This is a genomic window from Lujinxingia vulgaris (genome assembly GCF_007997015.1).
GTDB classification, from domain to species: Bacteria; Myxococcota_A; Bradymonadia; order Bradymonadales; family Bradymonadaceae; genus Lujinxingia; species Lujinxingia vulgaris.
Genome location: NZ_VOSM01000002.1, coordinates 567,820 through 592,364, shown reverse-complemented (window position 1 = coordinate 592,364; position 24,545 = coordinate 567,820). Strand labels below are relative to the sequence as shown.

The following is a 24,545-nucleotide window of genomic DNA, read 5'->3' as shown; positions in this document are numbered from 1 at the left end:
AGCCTCGACGTGCCCTCCCCCACTCCCGGTGACGTGAACATGCTGTCGACCCACCCCACCCGCACTCGCCAGGCCGGCGCGCTCCGCGCGCTGGCCACCCTCGCCATCATCGCCGCCGGTTTTGCCTTAAGCGGCTGCGAAGACGAGGGGCCCGCCCCCTACGCCAGCGCCGAGCGCATTACCCACCGCACCCAGCTCATCGGCGGCCCCACCGCCCTTGGCGAGGTCGGCGACTGGGTCCTGGAGAACGATCAGGTACGTCTGATCATCCAGGATCGCACCTTTAACCGCGGCTCCGGCATCTTTGGCGGATCGCTGATCGACGCCGACTTAAAACGCCCCGAAACCCAGGGCGATCCCCTCGGCGGCGGGGGGCGCGACGCCTTCGGCGAGCTCTTCCCGGCCTTCTTTCTGGAGGTGGTGGACCCGGAGGAGATCGTCGTGGTCAACGACGGCTCCAATGGCGAGGCGGCGATCATCGAGGTGCGGGGGCGAGGTGGCGAGTTTGTGACCATGCTGCGCTTCTTCAACCAGGCGATGGTCAACGCGTATGAGGCCGATCTGGCCGACGCGGTGCGCGGCAACCTCCCCACCTCTGACGGCGTACCGCTCGTGGGCTTCACCACCCGCTACATCCTTGAGCCTGGCGCCCGTCACGTCAAAGTGGAGGCGGAGCTGGTCAACAACGCCCAGGCGTCGCTGACCTTCCCCAACCGCGACATCGTCAACGCCATCGGCACCTTCTTGCCCGACATCAACTTCAGCGGCTTTACCGTACCTACGGGCATGGTGCTGGGGATGGGCGCGCTCAACAGCATCTTTTTGCCGGAGATGGGATTCGATCTGCGCTTCGGGCTCGAAGAGGTCTACCAGCGCCCCATCGAGCTGCCGGCCTTCCCGGGCCACATCACCGATCTGGTGGCCACATCCAGCGAGCGCGGCGTGAGCTACGGCTTTGCTTCGGCCGCCGCCCCCGACTCCAACTTCGTCTACAACAAGAACGAGGCCTACGGCGGGCAGACCAACCCCTACGACATGCTCTTTCTCTTCTACGCCTCGGGCTTCGGCGGCGTCTTCACGCACGAGCTTCCCACGCGCCTGGCGCCTTCCTTCTGCGATCCGGAGCGACCGGCGGCCGAGGTCTGCGCCGAGATCGAAGAAAACTGCCAGAGCGGCGACTGCCAGGAGCTCGGCCAGCAATGCCTGCAGCGCTACGACACCTGCGTGGCCCAGCGCGCCGAGTTCCCGGATCGCTTCAAGTTCACCAACTACTTCATCCTGGGCGACGGCGACGTGGCCAGCCTGCGCGATGAGCTCTACCGCATCCGCGACGAAGAGACCGTAAAGGTGGAAGGCCGCGCCTTCGACGCCTTCACTGGCGAGCCCGTCGGCGCACACGCCCAGGTCTTTATCTATGAAGGCATCGAGGGTGCCGCATCGCTCGACGAGGCGTGCACGCCAACCGAGAGCGCTCGCCCCCGCATCTTCAACCAGGTCTTCACCAACGAGGCGGGCTACTTCCAGCTCGATCTTCCCGCCGGGCGTTACTGCCACCGGGTGCGCGCCACCGGTGAGACCTCCGGCTTTAGCGCCTTTGAGGTGGGAAGCCAGCCGCTCAACCTGCGCGCCGAGGCCCCGGGCTCCGGCCGCGTGGAGGTTGTTGTGGTCGATCAGTCCGGCTCGCCAGTCCCCGCCAAACTCACCGTGGTTGGCGTTTATGAGCCGCAGCCCGGTCAGAACACCCGCGATTTTCTCTTTGATCTGGAGGTCGGTGAGAAGTGGCGCACCAGCGAGTTCGCCAGCTACGACGAAGGCGACACCGCCCCGCGCCGCTATATCGAGGGCATCGCCTTTGCCGGCGCCGACGGCCGCGCGCACATCAACCTGCGCCCCGGCAGCTACACCGCGTATGTCTCGCGCGGCACCGAGTACTCGCTTTTTAGCCAGCCCATCGAGGTGAGCGCCGGCGGCATCGCGCGCGTTCAGGCCACGATCGAGCATCAGATGAAGGTCGAGGGCTACCTCAATGGCGACTTCCACATGCACGCCCAGGGCTCGATCGACAGCGGGCTCGACTACAACGAGCGCGTCATCAGCGTGGCTGCCGAGGGCGTGGACGTGGTCGTGGCCACCGACCACAACTACATCTCCGACTACATGCCTTATATCTACCGCAACAACCTCCAGCCCTTTTTGCGATCGATCGTGGGTCTGGAGCTGACCACCTTTGAGGCCGGCCACTTCAACGCCTTCCCGCTGCGCCAGGACATCACCTCGATGAACCGCGGCTCGATGGCCTGGCAGGATGTGCCCCCTCAGCAGATCTTCGATGCCCTGCGCGAGATGGGGAGCCTCGGGCCTGATCGCACCATCGTGCAGGTGAACCACCCCCGCGACTCGCTGCTCGGGTATTTCAATCAGCACTACGTCAACGCCCTCACCGGTGTGGCCGAGCTCCCGGTCAACAGCGCCGAGCCGGGCAGCACCGATAAGATCATCGCGACGGTCTCCACGCCCAACGGCCCGGCCTTTGTGAAACAAAACGACGACGGCACCTACGCGTCGACCTTCTCCGACGACTTTGACGCCATCGAGATCTACAACGGCAAGCGCGTGCACCTGCTTCGCCACTACCGCATGCCCGTCGACAAGGTGGATCTACCCCAGGAGATCGTCGACCAGCTCACCGAAGAGCAGTACGAGGCGCTCCCGGATGAGGCCGGCGTGATTTTGTGCGACGACGATGAGGTCGCCTACCCCGGCGGGCTCGATGACTGGTACACCTTCCTCAACACCCGCCGCCCCGACGGCACCTACCGCCGCTATACGGCCACCGGCAACTCCGACAGCCACTCGGCGGCCTCGGCCGGCGATCCGGAGCCGGGCTACCCCCGCAACTACTTCTACGTGGGCCATAACGACGCCCAGGCCATGACCCCCGACCAGCTCGTGGATGCCCTGCAGAACCACAACAACGTGGTCACCAACGGCCCCTTCATCGCCATGTCGGTCGATGGCAAGCCCCTGGGCTCCACCGTGGTGAGCACCACTGGCGAGGTCACCCTCGATCTGGAGGCCCACGCGGCCGACTGGGTGGGCGTGGAGCGCTTTGAGATCGTGGCCAACGGGGAGGTCGTCTACCAGGGCACCATCGAGCTTGGCGAGGAGGGCAGCTGGAGCGACTCGGTGACGCTTGAGCTCGACGGCGACACCTGGTTTGTGATGGAGGCCACCGGCGACACCAACCTCTTCCCGGTGGTGATGCCCGAGGAGATCCCCCAGGTGAACTTCGAGGCCGCGCTGGGCTCTCTGGCCGGCTCCTTTGGGTTTGGCGGGGCGGTCGAAGGCTTAAGCCCCTCGGAGACTGGCGAGGTTCGCCCGCTGGCCTTTACCAACCCGATCTGGGTTATTGATGACCGCGCCGGCGAGGGCCGCACGATGTTTGAGCCCCCCAACCCCACCGCGGCCAGCTGCGTCGACGGCACCTTTGAGGCGGCCCAGATGGCCGGGGCGCTGCGCGACTATGTGCCCTTTGGCGAGCGCCGCCTCGACGCCAAGAGCGTGCCGCTGCACCTGCACGAGCACAACACGCCCATCGATCGCACCCAGGGCGACCTGCGGGATGTGCGCCTGATCTTTGAGCACTGGGGCCATGGCCATTAATTTTTCGTTCAACCCCCATCGCGCGCAGCGCTGTGTTCTGACAGCGCTGCTGGCCATGCTGACCCTCGGCGCCCTCTCGCTGCCCCCGGATCTGGCCGACGCCCACGACATCGGCGCGGAGCGCCAGGTGCTGGTGCAGGTTTTTGAGGATCGCGTCGACGTGGCGCTCTTCTACACCGAGGCCCCCGGCGCGCGCAGCGGGCTCTTAATCACCCGCTTCGACGTCAACGGCGACGGCGAGCTCGAAGGCCCCGAGGCCGATCTGGCCGGCCGCGCGCTCTTGCCCCGCATGCTGGGCGGCCTGCAGTTTGAGCTCCCCGGTGAGCGCCCCCGCACGGGCCAGCCCGAGCTCAAGGTGGAGGTGCGCCAGGGGCGCGTGGCGGCCGCGGCGATGATGAGCTACGCGCTGCCCGAGCTTCAGGCGGAGGCCACGCGCACCATGATCGTGCGCGCTTTAAAGGGCGATGTGCTCGAGAGCGAGCTGCATATCATGCCCGGTGGCGCGCTCATGCCGGCCGACGCCGCAAGCGGCCCCGGGGCGCTTCCCTCGGTGTTGCGGAGCGGCGAGGAGGTTGTGGCGAGTTTTAAGATCAACGCGGATGCGCTTCCTGAGCCCGATGCCGGGGACGCGAGCGGGTCCGAGGGTGACGCCTCGGGCCAGAACAGCCACGAGTAGGTCGCCCGCTGCGCCGCCGGCGCCTCGGGCAGCCTCGGCCTGCCTCGACTGAGCGCCGCCAGCACACCGAAAAGGCTCAGTCAGCCCCCGGGGGGGGGAGGTCACCTCCCCCCCCCCCGGGGCTCGGTGTGCCTCTTTTCTGCGCCGCCAGCGCTCCAGACAGGCTCAGTCAGCCCCCCGGGGGGAGGTCACCTCCCCCCCTCTGAGCTCAGCCTGCCTCTTTTCTGCGCCGCCAGCGCTCCAGACAGGCTCAGCCTGCCTCTTTTTTGCGCCGCCAGCGCTCCAGACACGCTCCGCTTGCTCTCGAGGGGGTGTCCGCCCCCCTCCCAGGCCAGACGCTCTCTGCTCAGGGGGGGGCCGCCCCCCCTCCCAGGCCAGAGGCCCTCTGGCCTGGGAGCTCCGCTAAGCCTCCGAGGCCGGGCCTCTTCTGCCCCGAGGGGGTGTTGGCCCCCCTCTCCTGACAGAAGCCTCCTGGTTCGCGGGCGACCCGCGCCCTCAAAGCCCCTTCCCCACCAACATCACCCTCCTCCCTGAACGAAAAAACCTGAATGAAAAACCTGATCAAAAAACCCCGGCGATAACTCGCCGGGGTTTTCAATCAGCTACCGAGATGTGCCTGAAGGCTTAGAGGGCGGTACCGGCGAAGCTGATGGTGATCATGCGCATGTTCCCCCCGGTGCTGCTGGGGTTGTAGGGGTAGAAGCGGTAGGCCACCGGGCCCGAGTTGCCCGCGGCCGGGGGCAGCACGAAGGTCGCGTTGAACTCGGTGTTGCGCGCGGTGATCTCGAAGGGCTCGGCCATGAACTCCAGGCTGCCGTCGCCGTACTCCGCGGCGATCTGCAGGTGGGTCGGACCCGAGTTGGAGACCTTGAAGAGCCCCGAGGCGCTGATGTCGCTGTAGCCGGTGAAGTCGGCCTCGTAGCGGAAGTAGACGTTGCTCTTCGGCGTGACGCCGTCGGGCTGGAAAAACTCGGTGTCCATCAGGAAGTTGTCGCAGGTCCACTCATCGTCGCTTCCGTAGAAGTTGCAGGAGGTCGGTACGCCGCCTTCGATGAACTGAGCGCTGCCCACGCCTTCGGACGCGGTGAGCGAGCTGCCGGCAAAATCCCAGGCAGCGATCGTCACCGGCTCGCCAGCGGCGGCCACCGTCAGGGTACCGGCGTCGGCCGGCGCGAAGGTGTCGAAGGTGCCGTTGACGCCGCAGTAGGTCCAGGCGTCTCCCTCTTCGAGCGCCACGCGCCAGACAAAGCTGTACTCACCGACGGCAACCTCGGTGCCAAAGTCGCCCAGAAGCTCCCCGGTCACATCGCTGATGCCGGTGCGGTAGATCCAGGTGGCCGGGTCTATTCTGCCCCCCTGACAATCAAGCCACCCTTATGACAATGGTGCCTGGCCAAGCCAAACCTGTCAGAATCGGGTTGGGTGTTGGCCAGGACGTCGGTTTAAGAGGGTGAGATGAGCGAAGAGTTGCCGGAAGACATCAAGCGTTGGACCTCGAAGCGTCGTACCGCGCTGGTACTCCAGATTATCCGCGGGGAGACGACGGTGAACGAGGCTGCGCGCCAATACGACCTGAAGCCCAGCGAGATTGAGCAGTGGTACGAGACCTTCCTGGATGCGGGTGAAAACGGGCTGAAGAGCCGTCCAAAAGAAGAGATTGAGCGCAAAGATGCCCAAATCGCGAAGCTGCAACAGAAGATTGGCGAGCTGGTGATGGACATCGACGTCATCAAGGAGGTCCAGCACATGGCCAAGCTCGACCCTTTTGGCTCAGGGTGGCGCTCCGAGGATTGATGGAACGTCACCCGGCGATGAGTGAGCGGAAGTTGTGTGGGTTGTTGGGGTTGAACCGCTCCACGGTCTGGCGCCAGAAAAAGGGTGTGAGTCGCCGGGTGGTCAACCTTGAGAAGGAGCGCGAGAAGCGTGAGCTCGTGGAGCGGATGCAGGAGCTCGTCAAAGAGTACCCGACCTGGGGCTACCGCCGAATCTGGGCCTGGCTTCGTTTTCGAGACCTGCGCTGCATCAACAAGAAACGCGTGGAGCGCCTGATGTGCGAGAACGGCTGGCAGGCCCGCTGCATCGTAAATACGCCTCGCCCGCGTGTAGCTCAGTCCATCTCTCAGGCCTCACAACCTGACGAGCGCTGGGCTATGGACGCAACGAGCCTGTACTGCGAACAGGACGGCTGGATTGGCGTGATGGCTGTGATTGACTGCTGCACCCGCGAGATTGTTGGCATCGACGTCGCTCGCCGAGGACGTGCCGTGGAAGCGCAGCGAGCCCTGGAGAGCGCGTGCTTGAAGCGTTTTGGCCTTATCTACCCCAACGGCGAGTCGCGACCGGTGCTGCGCAGCGACAATGGCAAAGTGTTCACGTCGAAGTCCTTCACCGGAAGCTGCAAGCAGTACGGTCTGACTCAGGAGTTCATCACGCCCTATACGCCGCAGCAGAACGGGCTGATTGAGCGCTTCTTCCGCTCGCTCAAAGAAGAGTGCATCTGGATGACGAACTTCAAGACCTTTGCGCAGGCCCGGGAGGCGATTGAGACCTGGGTTGAGTTCTACAACACCGAGCGACCCCACCAGGCGCTCGGGTACAAATCACCGGCTGAGTATGGTGCTCAGTTTGGCGAGTTGGTGGCCTGATTTATGGGGGGCACTACAGGTCGGCGCTCACGTCGCCGTAGCCCAGCTCCGCCACAAAGCTGGCGGGGACATCGACCACGCCCTGGCCGAACTCCTCGACGACCACCTGGCCGAAGGCGTCGGCGCTGGTGCCGGCCGACATCGCCACGGCGGAGGGGGCGGTGATGGTGCAGCTCTCGATCGCGAGGAGCGGGCCGGGTTTATTGGTTGGCTGCTCAAAGATGCCAAACACGTGATGCTCTGGACCTTCCTCGATCACGAGGGTGTTGAGCCCACAAACAACAGTGCCGAACGCGCATTGCGCGGCCCGGTGATTCCGCGCAAGCTCTCGTGGGGCTCGAAGAGCGAGGCGGGCTTGCGGCTGATGGAGCGACTCTGGACCACTGCCGAAACCTGCCCTCGCCAGGGGCGTAGCCTGCTCGACTACATCACCGCTCCGATGGAAGCGTTACGCGGTGAGAGGGCAGCGCCGGTGCTCGCGCTGGCATAAACGATTAGGGAAATAGGGGGGCTGAAGGTTTACTCGAGATTTTCTACTCTTCCCACACCTTCCCGGTTATCGAAAAACGCCCATTCACTTTTTTCCGCCTCGAAGCAGCTGTCGCGACATTCCCTAACTGTTTAGCATTCTATTCAAACTCAAAAAGACTAGCGCGAACATGCCAACGTCAACGTCCAACCATTCAATATACCCGTATCTCCCGGGTACGTGTCCGCGACATTTAATGTCCACACACCTCCTCCCTCTTGGCCGAGTAGCACATCCAGTGGTTCGCTCGGCATAACTTCCGTCGGGTAGGTCGTGGCCACGAATGTATTAACATCATGTAAATCTTGCCCAGTCAACAACCTATCATGCAACGCTACTTCTACGCCTGTTGGACTTCTCAATGAAACATACAGATCAACACTCCACGTGTGATAAATATCCACCCTGACCTCGACACCAAGCACGGATTCACACTCTGAAATCAACATTAAATCATTAACCCAGGAGTATAAGTCTGGTTCAAACTCATTAGGCATAGTACGGTTATTTCCGTCGGGGATATTGACATATGGATAACTACTTTCGACGATATTCGTAATCGCGGAATCAGTGTCCGGTTCCCCTCCTTCGCCTCCACCGGGCTCGTCGCTCACATCGGGCTCATCGCTCCCATCAGGCTCATCGCTCCCATCAGGCTCATCGCTCCCATCAGGCTCGGTGTTTACATCCACGTCGCCGCCGCTATCCGGGTCGAAGTCACTGCCCACATCTCCCTCATCGCTCTGCTCTTGGGCCTCCTCCCACGCGGCTCGATCGGCGAAGTCCCCAGGCTCGAGATCGGCCGCATTGGCATCCGCGCTACCGATCCAACTTGCCAGAAGCGCGCCGCACCCAACAGCTGCCAAGCCAAACGTGACCGCGCCCCCTGCCGTACAGGCCGCCACCGTCCCCACAACGGCGACTCCTATTCCGACCCAATTTCGTAGCGTCTGACACTCATCCGAGGTACAGCTAAGGGATGCGACACTCCCATCGGGCTGAAAGAGATCATAACGCTCGGAGATGGGTTTCAGACGCGCCACTGCTTTCTGCATCACCGGGTCAAAAAGAATCGCTTCAGGATCCATCTCCACCCAGTTCACGCTCGCGAAATAGTCGTGCTCCGCCGGACTCAAACCTTCACCAAGCAGAGTTGTGGCTTCCTCGAGCATGGGATGGGGGGTATCCGAGTCCAGCGAAGCCGCCACGTTCGACAATTGCACGGGATCAGGATCGCTGACCTCCTGAGGAGGTGGCAAATCACTACCGCATGCGACGAAAACACTGCCCGACATCAAGATGGCAAGCACGACAAATGACCATCTCCAATACGCATCACGACGAATTAAAAACACGGGGGGCCTCTTGAAACTGGTGGGATAAATTCAGTGAAACTAAGAATATGAGCGTTTAAACCGCTAGCACAAGCGTAACAATTTGAAAAGCTGTGTTCTGCCCCCCTGACAATCAAGCCACCTTTATGACAATGGTGCCTGGCCAGGCCAAACCTGTCAGAATCGGGTTGGGTGTTGGCCAGGACGTCAGTTTACGAGGGTGAGATGAGCGAAGAGTTACCTGAAGAAATCAAGCGTTGGACCTCGAAGCGTCGTACCGCGCTGGTGCTGCAGATTATCCGGGGAGAGACCACGGTGAATGAGGCTGCGCGCCAGTACGACCTCAAGCCCAGCGAGATTGAGCAGTGGTACGAGATTTTCCTGGATGCGGGTGAGAATGGGTTGAAGAGCCGCCCGAAGGAAGAGATTGAGCGCAAAGATGCCCAAATCGCCAGGCTCCAGCAGAAGATTGGCGAGCTGGTGATGGACATCGACGTCATCAAGGAGGTCCATCACATGGCCAGGCTCGACCCTTTTGGCTCCGGGTGGCGCTCCGAGGATTGATGGAGCGTCACCCGACGATGAGCGAGCGGAGGCTGTGCGGATTGTTGGGGCTGAACCGCTCCACGGTATGGAGGCAGAAAAATGGGGTGATCCGCCGGGTGGTCAACCTGGAGAAGGAGCGCGAGAAGCGTGAGCTCGTGGAGCGTATGGAGGAGCTCGTCAAAGAATACCCGACCTGGGGATACCGCCGAATCTGGGCGTGGCTGCGTTTTCGAGACCTGCTTTGCATCAACAAAAAACGCGTGGAGCGCCTGATGTGCGAAAACGGCTGGCAGGCCCGCTGCATCGTGAATACGCCTCGTTTGCGCGTGATTTAATCCATCTCCCAGGCGTCGCAACCTGACGAGCGCTGGGCGATGGACGCGACGAGTTTGTACTGCGAGCAGGACGGCTGGATTGGCGTGATGGCCGTGATTGACTGCTGCACCCGCGAGATTGTTGGCATCGACGTCGCTCGCCGCGGGCGCGCCGTGGAGGCGCAGCGAGCCCTGGAGAGCGCGTGCTTGAAGCGTTTCGGCCTTATCTACCCCAACGGCGAGTCGCGACCGGTGTTGCGCAGCGACAATGGCAAGGTGTTCACATCGAAGTCGTTTACCGGGAGTTGCAAGCAGTACGGCCTGACCCAGGAGTTCATCACGCCCTATACGCCGCAGCAGAATGGGCTGATTGAGCGCTTCTTCCGCTCGCTCAAAGAAGAGTGCATCTGGATGACGAACTTCAAGACCTTTGCGCAGGCCCGGGAGGCGATTGAGACCTGGGTTGAGTTCTACAACACCGAGCGACCCCACCAGGCGCTCGGGTACAAATCACCGGCTAAGTATGGTGCTCAGTTTGGCGAGTTAGTGGCTTGATTTATGGGGGGCACTACAAGCCTCCGACGCCGTAACGCGCACGCCTCGGCACCCAGGCCTCCTCCCCACCTTGACCCTGTTTTGTGCGCCGCTAAGCCTCTGGCCCCTTTCCCTGAACGAAAAAACCCCGGCGATGACTCGCCGGGGTTTTTAATCAGCTACCGATGTCTGCCCGCAGCATTAGAGGGCGGTACCGGTGAAGGTGACATTCGTGAAGCGGATGTTTCCGCCGGAACCACTGGCTCCATACGGGTAGAAGCGGTAGGCGACCGGCCCGGCTTCACCGGCAGCCGGCGGAAGCGCCAGAGTTTCCGTGGGATAGCTACCATCATTGTTGACCACGAAGGGCTCGCTCAAAAACTCCAGTGAGCCATCGGCAAACTCGGCGGCGATTTGCATCAGCGTAGGCCCAGTCCCCGTGGCGCGGTATTGGAACTCCACGCTGATACTCTGGAACGCGGTGAAGGAAGATTCAAAACGGTAGTATGTGTCCGCCAGAGGGGTGACACCGTCGGCGTCAAAGAAGTCGGTGCTTTCGGGGAGGTTATCGCAACGCCATTGATTGCCGCTCTCCGCGAGGCAAGTCGTGGGCACACCGTTGAGAAAGAACTCCCCACTTCCGGTGCCTTCGCTGGCGTTAAGATCGGTGGCGAAATCCCATCCGACGATCGTCTGCGGTACTGCTGCCGTTGTCACGCTAAGCGAGCCGGCGTCGGCTTCGGTGAAGGTGTCGAAGGTGCCGTTCACACCGCAGTAGGTCCAGGCGTCGCCGGCTTCCAGCGCCACGCGCCAGACAAAGCCATACTCGCCAGCGACGATGGAGCTACCGAACTCTCCGAGAAGCTCACCAGTGGCATCGGCGATGCCTTCGGCGTAGGTCCAGGTGCCCGGGTCGGTGCCCACATCACCGTAGCCCAGCTCAGCCACGAAGGTCGCCGGTACATCGGTACCCACACCATCGACCTCCACGCTGACCAGGCCGTCGGCGTCAGCCGCGGTGCCCTCAGGCGTGGTCACCGCGTCGGTGACGATCATGCACTCGGTGATCACGGTCACCGGGTCGGGGTCGGGGTCGGTGGTACCACCGCCCTCGCCGTTGCATACCGTGGCGGTCTCTTCGACGCCCTGAGCGTCGGTGATCGTGATCAAGTAACCACCGGCCTCGCCACACACGCCGCCGGCGTCAATGTTGGTCACGTCGATGGCGGGGCTTGCGCCCGGCTCGCCATCGGCACCCGGGGCGCCGTTGCACACGTCAAAGGGAGCCGCATCGCCGATGGTGACCGAGACGCCGCCGAACTCACAGTCCGCCGGGCTGCCCACGCTCACCGAGGGGGCTTCGCCCGGCTCGCCAGCTTCGCCGTCGGCGCCGTCGCAGACCTCAAAGGGATCCGCGTCGCCGATGGTCACCGAGACGCCGCCGAAGTCGCAGTTCTGGGCCTCACCGATGACCACCTGAGGAGCGACCGCTTCGCCGTCGACACCGTTGCAGACCACCGCGGTGTTGAGCACGGTGCCGTCGGTGTCTTCCACGCGCACTTCCTGGCCGCCGGCCTCACACACATCGCCGGGCTCGATGGTCTCCACCACCACCTCGGGAGCGTCCCCGTCGGTGCCCGGCTCGCCATCATTGCCGTCGACGCCGTCGGTGCCGTTGCAGACCGTGGCGCTCTCGACGCCATCGACATACACGATGATGCCCCCGGTCGCGCAGACGTCGCCGGCTTCGATCGACTCGATGGTCAGGTCCGGTGCAGGCTCAGCCTGAATCTCAGAGCCGCCACAGGCAGCCAGGGAAAGAACCAGCGAGACAACCAGGGACTTGCGATTGACGTACTGCATGTACGACCTCCCGATAGGATGTTCTGGATGGGGATTGAGGGTGAGGGTTGGACCTGAGGTCCGGGGCTCTCATAGAGAAAAGGCCGCCGGCTTGTCAAAGGAGGACTTGAGAATTTCTCAAGCGTTTCAAGCCTGTTACAAAGAGCCGGCGAGCCTGCCCGGAACCCGAGCGCGGCCCAGAGTAAGGCGAAAGAGCTCATGAGGAAGATCATTCACGTCGATATGGACTGCTTTTTTGCAGCCATCGAGATGCGCGACGACCCGCTGCTGCGGGGTCGCCCCATCGCGGTGGGCGGCGATCCGCAACGCCGCGGGGTGATCGCCACGGCCAACTACGAGGCCCGAAAGTTCGGCGTCAAGTCGGCGATCGCCTCGGCCTACGCGATGCGCCTCTGCCCCCAGCTCATCATCGTGCCCGGGCGCATGAACGTGTACCGCGAGGAGAGCCAGAAGATCCGCCGCATCTTTGAGCGCTACACCGATCAGATCGAGCCCCTCTCCCTCGACGAGGCTTTTCTCGACCTGACGCACACCCCCCACCACCACGGCAGCGCCACGCTCTGCGCCCGCGCCATTCGCGAGGCGATCTTCAAGGAGACCGGTCTGACGGCGTCGGCCGGAGTATCGATCAACAAGTTTCTGGCCAAGGTGGCCAGCGAGCTCAACAAGCCCGACGGTCAGGCGGTGATCGCCCCCCATCAGGTGGCGGCCTTTATGCAGGAGCTGCCCGTCAAAGCCATCCCCGGCGTGGGCAAGGTCACCGCGCGCAGCATCCATGACATGGGCGTCAAGACCTGCGGCGATCTCCAACGCATCGAACTCGCCGAGCTCGTGCGCCGCTTTGGAAAGCGCGGAAAACGCCTCTACGAACTGGCGCGAGGCATCGACGATCGGCCGGTGCGCACCGAGCGGGTCGCCCGCAGCGTGAGCGTGGAAAACACCTACGCCAACGACCTGCCCGACCTTCAGGCCTGCACCGCCAAGCTGCCCGCCCTGATAGAGAGCCTGCACCGGCGCCTGGGCCGAAAAAAACGCCCGCCCATTCGCGCGGTGTTTGTGAAAGTCAAATTCGACGACTTTCGCCAGACCACGGTTGAGCGCGCTGAACTCACCGACCCCACCCTCGATAGCTACGCCCCGCTCCTGGCCGAGGCGCTCGAGCGCAGCGAACGCGCCGTGCGCCTGCTGGGCGTGGGCGTGCGCCTGGACCACGAGTACGACGACCTCCCCCAACAGCTCGAACTTTTTTTCTAATTTTTTCGATCATAAAAAAACGCGCCGGGACGACTCGGCGCGTTTTTTTTGGATCATGAGGGGGCGCGCAGAAAAGGCGCTCCCCTTTCTACGCCGGCAGGCTCAGCGCCAGCCCTGGCTCTCGGCCCAGGCGGTCTGGCTTAAGCGCTCGAAGAAGGCGTCGCGCCAGGCCGGGCTGAAGTTCACGCGGCCCAGGCGCTCGATGTCGTCGGGGAGGCTTCCGTGCCAGTCGTTGCTGGCGCTCATGCTGAGATCGTGCTTTTGCGCCACGTCGACGAGCCGGCGCTCGGTGGCCAGATCGTGAGAGGGGTGGCGTACCTCCAGGGCAAAGAGCCCGGCCTCCCGCCAGCGATCCAGATGATCGACCATGGTGGTGTAGCGGCCGGGGTGGGCGAGTATCACCATGCCGCCGGCGCCAGCGATAAGCTCCAGCGCATCATCCACCGAGAGGTAGGCCATGGGCACATAGCCCGGGCCATCGGCGCGCAGCCAGCGATCAAACGCTTCCTGCGGGGTGTCGACAAGCCCCCGGGCGTGCAGCGCGCGCGCGAGGTGGGGCCGGCCGACGTTGCCCTGGATCGACTGCGCCATCACATCGTCCAGCGTGACCTCCAGGCCCAGCCCACGCACCCGCTCCACCATCTCGGCCATGCGCTCGTGGCGCGCGACCTCCATCTTCTCGGCGTAGCTGGCGAGGTTGGGCTCCTCGGGGTCAAAGCCGTAGCCGAGCACATGAATGGACTTTCCTTCGGACTGCGCGCTGATCTCAATGCCGCTGATAAAGCTCACGCCCACCCTGGCGCAGGCCACGCGCGCGCGCTCCAGGCCGCCGGTGGTGTCGTGGTCGGTGAGCGCCCAGTGGGCCACGCCTTTCTCAGCCATCAGCTCGGCCATGCGTTCGGGCTCGTAGGTGCCATCGCTGACGGTGGAGTGGCTGTGGATCTCCATAGGGCCGTCGGCCGGCCAGCTCAAAGTGCTCATAGGGCCTCGCAGGGTTGGGGGCTCGCTCACCATCAACAAAAGTGCCGCGGCAGACCTCGTCTGCCGCGGCACAATCTGGGGGCCAGGCCCCCGTGGGTCAAGCGCCGGCGAGCGGGCGAAGACGTTGTTTTATGGCGATATCAGAAGCGACCCGGGGCGGCCTCACCACGCTCCAGCTCCAGGTCGCGCTCGCTGCGCTCAAAACTCAGCGAGCGGCCCGCAGCCGAGCTCGGCGCGGCGCGCTCCATGCCGAAGCTCACATTCTGCATCTCATCGGAGATCGGGGCCAGGGCGCGTTTGGGCAGGCTGAAGCGGCTCATCACATCCTCCATGCGGCTGCGCTCACGCTTGAGGCGCTCGGTCGCCGCTTTCTGATCGCCGCGGGAGTAGTCGCGGGTGGCCTCGCGGATGGCGCGCAGGGCGATAGCCTCCTGAACGCGCACCATCACCTCGGGGCGCAGGCTGCTGACCATGGCGACGTCATCGCCGGTGGTGCTGGCCTCCACCAGCAGCTCGTTCTCCACGGGGCGCTCGGCCACGCGATCCTGGTAGGTGAGGATGGCGCGGATGGCCGCCTTGCCATCGCGCGGGATGCCGCGGGTCTTGACGCGCACCATCACCCGGCGGCTGGTCTGGGCGCGAAGATCGCCCAGCCCCAGGGTCAGCGGCCCGGCGCCCACGTCGACGGGCATGCCGTAGACCTCCTCGAAGTGGACGCCGGCCGAGGGGATCAGCGTGAGCGTGACGCCGGTGGCGACGGTGGTGGCCAGGGCGTCGAGCTCTTCGCTAAACGCCTGCTCGAAGTCGGAGGCGCGGGCGATGTAGCTGTAGTTGCCGGCGCCCTCCTCGGCCAGCGACGCCATCAAATCGGCGTTGTAGCTTGTGCCAAAGCCCAGCGTCGTGACTGAGATGCCTTGCGAGCGCACCCCGCGAACCAGGCGCTGCAGCTCCTCGTCACCGGTCATACCGGCGGTGGGAAGTCCGTCGGTCATCACGATCATGCGGTCGACCGAGCCTGCCTGGCGCGAGGCCAGAAGCGTGCGGGCCCCCTCCTCAATGCCACCGCTCAGGTGCGTGGCGCCCAGGGCATCAATGCGATCGATGGTGCGGATCAACCAGGGGAGGTTATGCGCATCGACGGGCTGCGAAGGCACATCCACACGGGCGTTTGCACCAAAGGAGACCACGCTGACGCGATCGCCGGGCTGCAGCCGCTCCAGGAAGCGCGCCGCTGCGTTGCGGGCCTGCGCCATCGGCTCGCCACCCATCGATCCGGAGCGGTCCAGCACCAGCGCCACATTGAGCGCCGGGCGACGCTCCGCGCGAGACTCCCCCGTCTGAAGCTGCACATCGAGGTAGGTCTCGGACTCGCGCTCAGCGAGCACCTGCGCGTGCGCCAGCTCCGCGCTCAGCTGCAGCGCGCCGCTCTGCTCGCTCTCTCTGGTCGTCGCAGACGGCGTCAGCGGCGTCATCAGCGCCTCGCCAGCTGCGGTGGCCAGCGAGGGCAGCACCGTCTCGGTGTTTTGAAGCTGCGGCGCCTGACGCAGGCCCACCATCAGCCCCACCACCACACCCAGTACGATCCATGCAACCTGCGACGTGTTCATGACCTCTCCTTATTTGTCGGGGCAGCTCCACTCTGAGCCGCGATCATCAAAGCCTTCCCGACTACCAACGGTGCCGCATCGCAATGGATCTAAATTTCTCGACACATTTTCGTGTCGAAGCCCTCGCTGCCGCTCCACGCCGGGAATGCACGCGGCGATGCGCGGCATTCTCTCTACGCGACGCGCCCCTGTTGCTTGCCCCGGCCACTCCCTGTAAGACGCCTTTATGAACCACCTACTGCACATCCTGACCTCCAAGACCCTCGGGCTGCTCCTGGCGATCCCGGTGCTGGCCTGCGACCCGGGCTTACAGGAGCCCCCTGCCGAAGTCTCAGCGGAGGCGTCTGGCGAGGTGAGCCCGGAGGGTGCAGAGGAGGCCGGCGTTGCGGCCGCAGTGGAGGCGTCGGAAGTTGTGGCCAGGGTCAACGAGGTGCCCATTCACGCTGCCGAAGTGGAGCAGCGCCTCGATCGCATCGACCAGCTCTACCGCCACGCGCGCCGCCCCTTTAACGCAAACATTCGCCAGGCCAAGCGCGCCGAGGTCATCGACCGCCTCATCGACCATGAGCTTTTGCGCCAGCACATCGCGCAGAGTGCCGTGGAGATCGCGCCCAAACGCGTGGACCTGGCCGTTGAGGAGCGCGTCGAAGAGCATTTCGGCTCCACCACCGCGTTTCAGCGCTACCTCAGAGCCGAAGGCCTCTCGATGAGCGACTTTCGTCGGGAGGTCCACGAGTCGATGGTGCTGGAGCACACGCTTCTGGGTGAGGACGGCTCAAAGTCGGCCGAGGAGCCCGCGGTCAGCGAGGCGCAGCTGCGCGAGATCTATGCGCGGGTGGCCGCCGGCCGCCCCGCCGCCGAGCGAGTACGCGTCAGCAGCGTCACCCTTTCGGCCCGCGACCGTCAGCGCGCCGCCCGCATCAGCCGCGCGAAATGCGCCCCCGACACGCTCCCCGAGGAGGCAACGCACCGGGAGCTGGGCTGGCGTCAGCGCCATCAGCTTCCGGCCGCGGCCGGGTTCCGGCTCTTCGGTGCTGGCGACGCGCCGGCAAAGAGCGCGGTGGTGCCCGCGCCCGACGGCAGCAGCGTGACGGTCTACTGCGTGCACGAGCGCCGCGAAGCCGGCGTGCGCGACTTCGACGAGGTTGAGCCGCTTTTGCGCGAGCGGGCCAACCGCGCGCTGCTCGAATCCAAACGCCGCGCCCTCCTGCAAAGCTTACGCGAGCGCGCCACGATCGAGCGCCTCGACACACCTGCCGGAGAGTGACCATGCCCCGCGCGCTCGCCAGGGTGTTGCGTCGAAGCGCCGCCCTGCTGGCAGCGCTCGCTTCGCTCGCGCCTTTTTCCGTGGCTGCCGAGCTTCGCTGGGACCCCGCTCCCACCTCCCCCCCCGGCGCCCTGGCCGACCTCCTCTACTCCCCACGCGCCGAATTCAACGGCTTTGCCCCCGAGCCCGAACATCTGCCGCTGACGCTGCGCCTTAAAGGACCGCTCCCCGAAGGCGTGCAGCCCGGCGATGTGATCGCGGCAATGGAGGCCTCCGCCCGCACCTGGAACGCGGTCAGCTGTGCGCAGGTCGCCTTTAAGACCGAGGTGCAGGCTGGCGAGGAGGTCAGCGAAGTGGAGGCGGTGGAGCTGAACTTTGAGCCGGGCATCGGCCCGAACGCCGAGCGCATCGCCTGGACCACCTACCCCACCTCTCCTGAGGAGCGCGCAAGCGTCACCCTCAACAGCACAGCTGTCGTCTGGCGACCATCGCCCGACCCTTTTCAGCGTTTTGCCGAGCCCGAGCGCCCTGCGGTCGACCTGCAGGCGGTGATCACCCACGAGCTCGGCCACGTCCTGGGCCTCTCCCACACACTGGCCCACAACGCCGCCGCGATGAGCGCGGCCTACCTGCGCGACGGCCGCCAGCGCACGTTGAGCGCCGACGACAAGCTCGGCCTCTGCGCCCTCTTCCCCGCCGAGGGCCGCGAGTGCGCACGTGACACAGACTGCCCCGACGCCGGCCGCTGCGTCGACGGCGTCTGCGATCCGCACCGCGGCCAGCCCGGCGACTACTGCGCTTTTGATCTCATGCATTGCCCCGAATTCTGCCTCATCGACCACGCGCCCACCGGCACCGGCTACTGCTCCGAGCCCTGTAACCTTGATGCCGACTGCCCCACCCACTTTGCCTGCCTGCCACGCGCCGAGGACGACGCCTCGGTCTGCACCTTTGCCCCCTCTCCCGAGCTTGATCGCGCGCCGGGGGGCTGCGCCCACACCCGCGCGCCGGCAAACGCCCCGGCGGCGCCCCTCCTCCTTGTCGTTCTTGGAATCCTTACTCGGCGCCTTCGCCGTCGCTCCACGTCATCGCGACGATGAGCTCCTCAAAAACCTCGCGGTAGGCCTCCAGGCGCCCCTCAACGCAGAAGAGCGAAAAGACCCACATCTGCTCCTCGCTGTGGTGCAGCCAGGTCATCAGCCTGTAGGACTCCCCGTCGGCATCGACCCCGTAGGTGAGAAGATCGCCTGTGCGACCGCCGAAGTCGACGTCGCGCTCGGCCGTCTCCACCCGAAAACCCGCCCCCTGGATCTGGTTCTGAAAACTCTGGGCGTAGCGCTCGGCGCGCCCCACCAGGATCTCTCCACTGAGGCGCACCTCGATCTGCGCCTCGCTGTCGCTGGTGGCCCGAAAGGTCGCCACGGCGCCGCGCCCCGAAGGCACGATGATCCACCCGGTGGGGCGGCGTATACGCGCGCCGATCTCCTCGAGGGTGACCGCCTCCGCCCGCGCCTCGACTGCCTCCGGCTCCACGCGACCGCTGGCGGTGGGCGGCAGGCCGTCGTCCGCGCGCTGCACCTCCGCATCAGCCTCCGAGAGCAATGGCTCACCGCGTTGCGGCCCGGCCGTCTGGGCCTGCGCTGGCGAGGGCGCGCTCATCACGCTCCCCCCGAGCGCCAGAGCGACACAGGCCCGCACGCTCCACAGAGCGGCGGGCCTGCAAAAGCTGGCAAAGCTCAGCTTCACTCGGCCGCCTCAAAGCTCATCGACGAGACCACCGAATCAAAGTCGCCGCGAAGGTTCTGCGCCTCGCTGTCCTGCATGTAGCCGATCACCAGCCAGGCGGTGCCCTCACGCAGAAACTCAAACACCACCACGTTCACGGTCTGGCCGGAGTGGGTGTAGGCGTAGCTGCTCAGCTTGCCCTCACGCTCACCGATGGTCGACGCCGCGCTGCTCTGCTGCTCGAAGCTCGACTCGGTCAGGGTCTTGTGGAAGGTGCTGAAGAAGACGTCGGCCACGTCCTGGCTCATCAGCTTGGTGCCGATGACCTGAATCTGGCTGCTGGTCTCGGCGTGCTTGAAGTTGGCGACGGCCTTGTCATCACTGGCGTTGACTTCCCAGGCGCTCGGCGGCGTCACCGATACGCCGAACTCCTCATTCTGCACCGCCTCTTGAGCGACTGCGACCGACGAGAGCAACAGCGTGACCAGCAACACGGCGAAAAAACGAGCGATCTTCATGGGGTATCTCCTCAAATGGATATCGCGACACGTCGCGCGAAGGTCTGTGGACAGCACGGAGTTATAACAGCAGGGGGTGGGTCAGGCAACCACAGGCTCAGGGCCCGTCGCAGGCCGTCCCGCACCGCGCCAGGGCACCTCACCGCAGGTGACGAACGTCGCGTCGCCACGTACATTGACGTGCGCGCTTACGAAACCTTCACCTCCCCGATGATCTTCCGTCGACGGCCCTGGCACCTATGTTCGACTCCCAGCCTCAAAAGTCACGCCCGACGCTGCGCTTTCTGCTGACGCTGGCCTCACTCCTCGCGATGACCTTCGCGATGCTCGGCCCGCTCCACGCGCAGCAGCTCGACATCCCCTTTGTCGGTCCGCCCCAGCCCTCCGGTGAAGGTGGCGGCGAGGAGAGCGGTGGGGAGAGTGATCCCGAGCCCCCCGGCGTCGATGTGCACTCGGTGGAGCCCGGCCTGGAGCAGGCTCAGACCCTGCTGAAACAAAATTACGCCGACTTTCTGGTTCGGGAGCCTCTCCTCTTCGATTTGAGCCTGGCCGACCACCTCCTCACCGACGCCTACGCGTTGTGGGATGGCCTGCGCGACCTGCGCGAGAACATCGCCCAGGTCAACCCCTGGGTGCTGGTGGACTGGGCGGTGCCCATCCTCATCCTGCTGGTCTTCGGGGTACTCTTTATTTTGCTCGACCGTCAGGCCCAGCGCGTGGCCCGACGCACCCAGATTCTGGTGCACGTCGACCTCTCCCCCTGGCTCACAAGCCTCCTGCGCAGCCTGGCGCTCCTGCTGGGGCGCGCTGCGGCCATCGCCCTGCTCGTCGCGCTGAGCTACTTCCCGATCCAGGCCGCCTTCTCCAGCGTGGCGTGGACCCGCGTGCTCTCCGATGCGCTGTGGTGGCTGCTGGCCTACCGCGCGGCCCACGCCATCATCGTCACCACGCTACGCTTAAGCCCGGTCGACGCGGGCGCTACCGAGCACTACCTGCGCCTGGAGCGTTTTGCGCTGATCACCCTGCGCATCTCGCTGGGCTTTTTACTGCTGCTCACCGCGCTCTATCACTTCGACTACCGGCCGGACGCCATTGGCTTTGTGTACTTCGCCTTCCGGCTGACCCTGGCGCTGGCGCCGCTCTACCTCTTTTTTGCCCGCGACGCGGTGCTGGCGCTGCTCCCCGCCCCCCAGCGCTCCCCGCTCTACGCGATGGTGCGGCGCGCGATCTCGGCGAATTACTACGGGATGCTCGCGGTCACCATCGCGCTCTTGCTCTTCAACGCCGCCGGCTTTGTGCACGCGGCGACCTTCATCCTGGCGCGTGGCTATGCGCTGATCGTGCTGCTGACGCTCTCATTCTCGGCCGCCGAGCGCCTGCGCGCCTATGTGGCCCACAAGCGCGAAGAAGCCCGCGAGGAGGCCGGCGGCGAAGAAGACGCGCTGGCCTCCCCGCTGCTGCGCGCCATCGAGCAATGGACACTCGCCCTGGGCGGCCTGCTGGTAGTTACCCTGGCGCTTCGTCTGCTCGCTCTCTACGAGCCGGTCGTCGCCCTCTTAAAAGTGCCCTTCGTCTCGGTGGGCAACGTCGCCATCTCCATCTACAGCCTGCTCACCATTGCGCTGATCGTGGTGGCGACGGTCCTCTCGATTCGCCTCTTCAAAGCGCTGCTCAACGCCAAAGTCTACCCGGCGCTTAACGTCGATGTGGGCGTGGCCTACGCGGTCAACACACTTATCAACTACGCGCTCATCGTGGTCGCGTTTGTGCTCTGCATGGTGGCGCTCGGCGTGCAGCCCTCGGCGGTGATGGTGGTGATGGCCAGCCTGGGCGTGGGCATCGGCTTTGGCCTGCAGAACCTCACCGAGAACCTCATCAGCGGCTTTATTCTGCTCTTTGGCCGCGCCGTCAAAAAGGGTGACTTCATCTCGGTCAACGATGTCTACGGCCGCGTCGAGGCGGTGGGCGCGCGCAGCGTGGTCGTGCGCACCCCCGACAACTACGACATGCTCATCCCGAGCAAAGACATCGTCAGCGGTCGCATCATCAACTGGACCTTCCACGACTCCATCGTACGCGTGCACATCCCCATCGGCGTCTCCTACAACTCCGATCCGCGCCAGGTCGAAGAGCTGCTGCTGGAGGCGGCCAGCCGCGACGACAACATCCTCAAACACCCCGCCCCGGATGTCTGGTTGGTGGGCTTTGGCGACAACAGCATCGACTTTGAGCTGCTCGTGCATTTTGACTGCCGCAGCACCACCGAGCGCAAGCTGCGCGGCAAGTTCAACTTCATCTTATGGGAAGTCCTGCACGAGGCGGGCATCGAGATCCCCTTCCCCCAGCGCGACCTGCACCTGCGCAGCGTGGACTTTTTGCCGGAGGTCAACCGCCAGCTGGGCTTTGGCCCCCGGCGCTCCGACCGCAACGCCGACGAGGTCGCAAACGCCCGATCGCATAGCCCCTCCGAGTCTGACGATTAAGTTCGACCAGGTGCCTTTTACCCGCCCACCGCGCCAACTTCTCCGCGGTGACCCGGCTGGACTCACGCCTTACCGGCGACCTCATCGACCCGCGCGCGCAGCTCCACCACATGGCGGCGCAGGCGCTCTTTAACATCCGGCCCGCGCCCCTCCAGCAGCCAGGCCACCGAGCTGCCGATGAGCACTCCGTCGGCCGCCCGCACCACCGCCTGGGCCTCGGCGCCGGTGGTCACCCCCATCGACGCCAGGATGGGCCGACGCGTGTACTCCCCAAAGGTGCGCAGCCGCTCCTCAAAGGCCTCACCCGTCAGCGAAAGCTCCCCGCCGCTATGCCCGGTCCAGATGATCGGAGCCTGAGCGCGACGCGCGATCTCCCGAAACCTCTCGAGCGACGTCGTCGCCGAGACCGCCCGCACCAGCGGAAGCTGCGCAGCCTCACTGTGCGATTCCACCTCCCCGGCCTCTTCCATCGGAAGATCGTAGATCCACAACCCGTCGACCCCGGCCGCTTTAAGCCCCGCAAAGGTCGGCCCCATCGGCGCGGCCATCAGACGGTTGAGGTAGGTCGAGACGATCATCGCTACCGAGGGATACGAGCGCCGAAACTCCTCGGCGATCTCCTCGATCTGCGCCCACTCCAGCTGCTCGTTCACCGCGCGCGCCATCGCCCGCTGCAGCACCGCCCCGTGGTAGGCGGGCTCCGAGAAGGGCACGATAAGCTCGACCACATCGACGCCCGCCTCGGCCAGAATCCCCATATAGTCGAGGGTGGCGTCGAGGTGCGGATCGCCGGCGACCAGCGCCACCATCAAAAGAGGCCGCCGCGCCGCGACGCGCTCCTCCAGCCCTTGCAACCGATCGCTCACGATGTCGCTCCTTCGCCCCGGGTGCGCGAGAGGCGCCCTAAGTCACGCGCGCCGTCGCCGCTCAAACCCACCACCACGTGCGCATCTTCGGGGAGTGTGGGCGCAAGGCGCAGCGCGTAGGCCAGCGCGTAGCCGCTCTCCAGGCACGCCAGGATGCCCTCGGCGCGCGCCAGGGTGCGCACCGCGGCGTAAGCTTCCGCGTCGGCGAGCTCCACGTACTGCACCTGGCCGGTGCGCATCCAGCGCGCATGCTGAGGGCCGACCACGGGCATCGCCATCCCCGCGGCGTCGGTCAGCGGCGTGACCACCTGGCCGAGCGCGTCCTGCAGCACAAAGGAGCGCGTGCCCATATGCACCCCCACTCGCCCCCGCACCAGACTGGCAGCACCCTTACCCGGGCTGGCGTCACCGCCGGATTGCACGCCCACCAGCTGCACGCCGGGCACCGAGCCCTCCTGCACAAACGCGCCAAAAAGCCCGCAGGCAAACCCGCCGCTTCCCACCGGCGCGACCACATAGTCGGCGCTCACGCCGCGCTCACGCAGCTGTCGGGCGCACTCATTGCCGATGATCTCGGCCCCGAACGCCACCATGCGCGGGTAAGGGTCGGGGCTGGCCAGAGAGCTCGTTACGTAAAAGGCACGCTCCGGCCCGCACGCCACATAACGCAGAGCCTCGGCCATCGCCCCGCGACGTCCGCGGGCCGGCCCTTCGACCGGCTCCAGCGATAGCCCCATCTCTTCCATTCGCCGCACCGCTGCAGGCTCGGCGGCCATATCGTCGCGGGTCATAAACACGCGCACCTTCAGCCCCAGCGCAAGCCCCACCTGCCCCAGCGCCACGCCAAAGTCGCCGGTGGCCGTCTCCCCCACGAGCTCAGTGCGGCCCAGCCGCACCGCCACCAACGCCTGGGTCAGCGCCACCACCCCGCAAAACGAGCCTCCGCTGAGCAGATCTTCGCGCTTAAGCCAGAGCTGCGCGCCGCCCAGCGCTTCCGAGAGCCCGCCCAGATGACTCAGTGGCGTGGGCCGGCCCAGACGCTGCTCGGCCCAGCCGTGCACCCGTGCCGCGAAGCTCGGGTCACCCAGGGCCTCCTCAAAGGCCTCGGCCACCTCCGCCAGGGGCGACCACAGCGCCTCGGCCACAAAGCGCCCCCCGAACTCTCCAAACGCGCCACAGGCTGGCCTGCCCATCAGCTCTGACCGCTGCGGTGCTTCCCGGCGTCGACGTAGCGCTTGACCTCATTGAGGAAGCTCTCCACCCCGCGCACAATCTCACCGGCCACGATCGGTCGAAACAACTTCGCGCCGAGCTTCGGAATCGGAAGATCGCTGGCCAGCGTCTCCTCGTAGCTCACCTCGGTGCGCCCCGCCCCGAGCTCACGAAGACGCGCGCTGCCGCGGGTCTTCATCGTGCCGCCCTCCAGGCTCTCCCAGCGCACGACATCCCCCTGGCGCTCGTAGCGTACCGTATAATCCCCCTGAAAGGTGATGCCTTTGGCGCCCATCGGCTTGAGCAACCAGCGGTAGGTGTGCTCGTCGACCACCTCAAAACGCTCCAGGTTCTCCATGCTCTCTTTGAGATGGGCCGGCGACACAAACACCTCGGCCACCTCATCGAGAGGAGCGTTCATCACCACCGTCTTCGTCGCCGAACCTTCAATCCAGGCCATACATCACCTTCACTTAAGTCGTTGCGTCAGCACATCGTTCAAACATCTTCGGGCTAAAAGGCCCACGG

General features: G+C 65.0%; 23 protein-coding genes. 12 read left to right on the top strand and 11 right to left on the bottom strand.

Annotated elements, in window-relative coordinates; all coding sequences use genetic code 11:
* Positions 1 to 39: 39 nt before the first annotated feature.
* Together FRC98_RS05960 and FRC98_RS05955 are read left to right on the top strand one after the other, a co-directional pair.
* Positions 40 to 3,663, top strand: coding sequence for a CehA/McbA family metallohydrolase domain-containing protein (locus FRC98_RS05960; RefSeq protein ID WP_146980373.1), 3,624 nt, complete (start codon positions 40 to 42; stop codon positions 3,661 to 3,663).
* A complete protein-coding gene (locus tag FRC98_RS05955) occupies positions 3,653 to 4,339 on the top strand; it encodes a hypothetical protein (protein ID WP_146980372.1) in 687 nt (228 codons plus the stop codon). The genes FRC98_RS05960 and FRC98_RS05955 overlap by 11 nt, the downstream gene beginning before the upstream one ends.
* Before the next feature lie 624 nt (positions 4,340 to 4,963).
* On the opposite strand, the gene FRC98_RS05950 is transcribed toward FRC98_RS05955, so the two are convergent.
* Positions 4,964 to 5,644: a hypothetical protein gene (locus FRC98_RS05950; protein WP_146980371.1), complete on the bottom strand. Its 681-nt coding sequence runs from the start codon at positions 5,642 to 5,644 to the stop codon at positions 4,964 to 4,966.
* Positions 5,645 to 5,794: 150 nt separating this feature from the next.
* Here FRC98_RS05950 and FRC98_RS05945 point away from each other — a divergent pair, with 150 nt between their 5' ends.
* Together FRC98_RS05945 and FRC98_RS05940 are read left to right on the top strand one after the other, a co-directional pair.
* Entirely contained in the window at positions 5,795 to 6,133 is a 339-nt protein-coding gene (locus tag FRC98_RS05945; protein ID WP_146980370.1) for a DUF1153 domain-containing protein, read from the top strand.
* Positions 6,133 to 6,984 (top strand): IS3 family transposase, encoded by an 852-nt coding sequence (locus tag FRC98_RS05940; protein WP_146980369.1) that lies wholly within the window; start codon positions 6,133 to 6,135, stop codon positions 6,982 to 6,984. The genes FRC98_RS05945 and FRC98_RS05940 overlap by 1 nt, the downstream gene beginning before the upstream one ends.
* A 13-nt stretch (positions 6,985 to 6,997) precedes the next feature.
* Here FRC98_RS05940 and FRC98_RS21350 read toward each other — a convergent pair whose 3' ends face one another.
* On the bottom strand, positions 6,998 to 7,216 hold the full coding sequence (locus tag FRC98_RS21350) for a hypothetical protein (protein WP_230467320.1): 219 nt from the start codon (positions 7,214 to 7,216) through the stop codon (positions 6,998 to 7,000).
* A gap of 3 nt (positions 7,217 to 7,219) precedes the next feature.
* On the opposite strand from FRC98_RS21350, the gene FRC98_RS21345 reads away from it, so the two are divergent.
* Complete coding sequence (locus tag FRC98_RS21345) at positions 7,220 to 7,474, top strand: IS66 family transposase (RefSeq protein WP_230467372.1); 255 nt, start codon at positions 7,220 to 7,222, stop codon at positions 7,472 to 7,474.
* 158 nt (positions 7,475 to 7,632) lie between these two features.
* Here the strand turns inward: FRC98_RS21345 and FRC98_RS05930 are convergent, their stop codons facing one another.
* Positions 7,633 to 8,868: a proprotein convertase P-domain-containing protein gene (locus tag FRC98_RS05930; protein ID WP_146980367.1), complete on the bottom strand. Its 1,236-nt coding sequence runs from the start codon at positions 8,866 to 8,868 to the stop codon at positions 7,633 to 7,635.
* A 204-nt stretch (positions 8,869 to 9,072) separates the two neighbouring features.
* Between FRC98_RS05930 and FRC98_RS05925 the strand changes: the two genes are divergently transcribed.
* The 3 genes from FRC98_RS05925 to FRC98_RS05915 are packed head-to-tail and all read left to right on the top strand — an operon-like array spanning position 9,073 to position 10,262.
* A complete protein-coding gene (locus tag FRC98_RS05925; RefSeq protein WP_146980366.1) occupies positions 9,073 to 9,411 on the top strand; it encodes a DUF1153 domain-containing protein in 339 nt (112 codons plus the stop codon).
* Complete coding sequence (locus FRC98_RS05920) at positions 9,411 to 9,728, top strand: IS3 family transposase (RefSeq protein ID WP_146980365.1); 318 nt, start codon at positions 9,411 to 9,413, stop codon at positions 9,726 to 9,728. Before FRC98_RS05925 ends, FRC98_RS05920 begins: the two co-directional genes overlap by 1 nt.
* Before the next feature lie 3 nt (positions 9,729 to 9,731).
* Entirely contained in the window at positions 9,732 to 10,262 is a 531-nt protein-coding gene (locus FRC98_RS05915; protein WP_283809644.1) for an IS3 family transposase, read from the top strand.
* Positions 10,263 to 10,442: 180 nt separating this feature from the next.
* Here the strand turns inward: FRC98_RS05915 and FRC98_RS05910 are convergent, their stop codons facing one another.
* Positions 10,443 to 12,104, bottom strand: coding sequence for a hypothetical protein (locus tag FRC98_RS05910; RefSeq protein WP_146980363.1), 1,662 nt, complete (start codon positions 12,102 to 12,104; stop codon positions 10,443 to 10,445).
* A 198-nt stretch (positions 12,105 to 12,302) separates the two neighbouring features.
* Between FRC98_RS05910 and dinB the strand changes: the two genes are divergently transcribed.
* Positions 12,303 to 13,358: a DNA polymerase IV gene (gene dinB, locus FRC98_RS05905; RefSeq protein WP_146980362.1), complete on the top strand. Its 1,056-nt coding sequence runs from the start codon at positions 12,303 to 12,305 to the stop codon at positions 13,356 to 13,358.
* Between the two features lie 102 nt (positions 13,359 to 13,460).
* Here dinB and FRC98_RS05900 read toward each other — a convergent pair whose 3' ends face one another.
* Complete coding sequence (locus tag FRC98_RS05900) at positions 13,461 to 14,339, bottom strand: PHP domain-containing protein (RefSeq protein WP_230467319.1); 879 nt, start codon at positions 14,337 to 14,339, stop codon at positions 13,461 to 13,463.
* Positions 14,340 to 14,479: 140 nt separating this feature from the next.
* Complete coding sequence (locus tag FRC98_RS05895; RefSeq protein ID WP_146980360.1) at positions 14,480 to 15,946, bottom strand: vWA domain-containing protein; 1,467 nt, start codon at positions 15,944 to 15,946, stop codon at positions 14,480 to 14,482.
* 226 nt (positions 15,947 to 16,172) lie between these two features.
* On the opposite strand from FRC98_RS05895, the gene FRC98_RS05890 reads away from it, so the two are divergent.
* Positions 16,173 to 17,213: a SurA N-terminal domain-containing protein gene (locus FRC98_RS05890; protein WP_146980359.1), complete on the top strand. Its 1,041-nt coding sequence runs from the start codon at positions 16,173 to 16,175 to the stop codon at positions 17,211 to 17,213.
* A 2-nt stretch (positions 17,214 to 17,215) separates the two neighbouring features.
* Positions 17,216 to 18,313, top strand: coding sequence for a matrixin family metalloprotease (locus tag FRC98_RS05885; RefSeq protein ID WP_146980358.1), 1,098 nt, complete (start codon positions 17,216 to 17,218; stop codon positions 18,311 to 18,313).
* Here the strand turns inward: FRC98_RS05885 and FRC98_RS05880 are convergent.
* Both FRC98_RS05880 and FRC98_RS05875 read right to left on the bottom strand, forming a co-directional pair.
* The gene (locus tag FRC98_RS05880) at positions 18,270 to 18,872 is read right to left on the bottom strand and encodes a hypothetical protein (RefSeq protein ID WP_146980357.1); all 603 of its coding nucleotides are present in this window, start codon (positions 18,870 to 18,872) and stop codon (positions 18,270 to 18,272) included. The genes FRC98_RS05885 and FRC98_RS05880 overlap by 44 nt on opposite strands.
* A gap of 83 nt (positions 18,873 to 18,955) precedes the next feature.
* On the bottom strand, positions 18,956 to 19,456 hold the full coding sequence (locus tag FRC98_RS05875) for a hypothetical protein (protein ID WP_146980356.1): 501 nt from the start codon (positions 19,454 to 19,456) through the stop codon (positions 18,956 to 18,958).
* Between the two features lie 239 nt (positions 19,457 to 19,695).
* On the opposite strand from FRC98_RS05875, the gene FRC98_RS05870 reads away from it, so the two are divergent.
* The gene (locus FRC98_RS05870; RefSeq protein WP_146980355.1) at positions 19,696 to 21,939 is read left to right on the top strand and encodes a mechanosensitive ion channel family protein; all 2,244 of its coding nucleotides are present in this window, start codon (positions 19,696 to 19,698) and stop codon (positions 21,937 to 21,939) included.
* Between the two features lie 62 nt (positions 21,940 to 22,001).
* On the opposite strand, the gene trpA is transcribed toward FRC98_RS05870, so the two are convergent.
* The 3 genes from trpA to FRC98_RS05855 are packed head-to-tail and all read right to left on the bottom strand — an operon-like array spanning position 22,002 to position 24,477.
* Complete coding sequence (trpA, locus tag FRC98_RS05865; protein WP_146980354.1) at positions 22,002 to 22,805, bottom strand: tryptophan synthase subunit alpha; 804 nt, start codon at positions 22,803 to 22,805, stop codon at positions 22,002 to 22,004.
* Positions 22,802 to 23,998 (bottom strand): pyridoxal-phosphate dependent enzyme, encoded by a 1,197-nt coding sequence (locus tag FRC98_RS05860; RefSeq protein ID WP_146980353.1) that lies wholly within the window; start codon positions 23,996 to 23,998, stop codon positions 22,802 to 22,804. Before FRC98_RS05860 ends, trpA begins: the two co-directional genes overlap by 4 nt.
* On the bottom strand, positions 23,998 to 24,477 hold the full coding sequence (locus FRC98_RS05855) for an SRPBCC family protein (RefSeq protein ID WP_146980352.1): 480 nt from the start codon (positions 24,475 to 24,477) through the stop codon (positions 23,998 to 24,000). Before FRC98_RS05855 ends, FRC98_RS05860 begins: the two co-directional genes overlap by 1 nt.
* Positions 24,478 to 24,545: the final 68 nt, after the last annotated feature.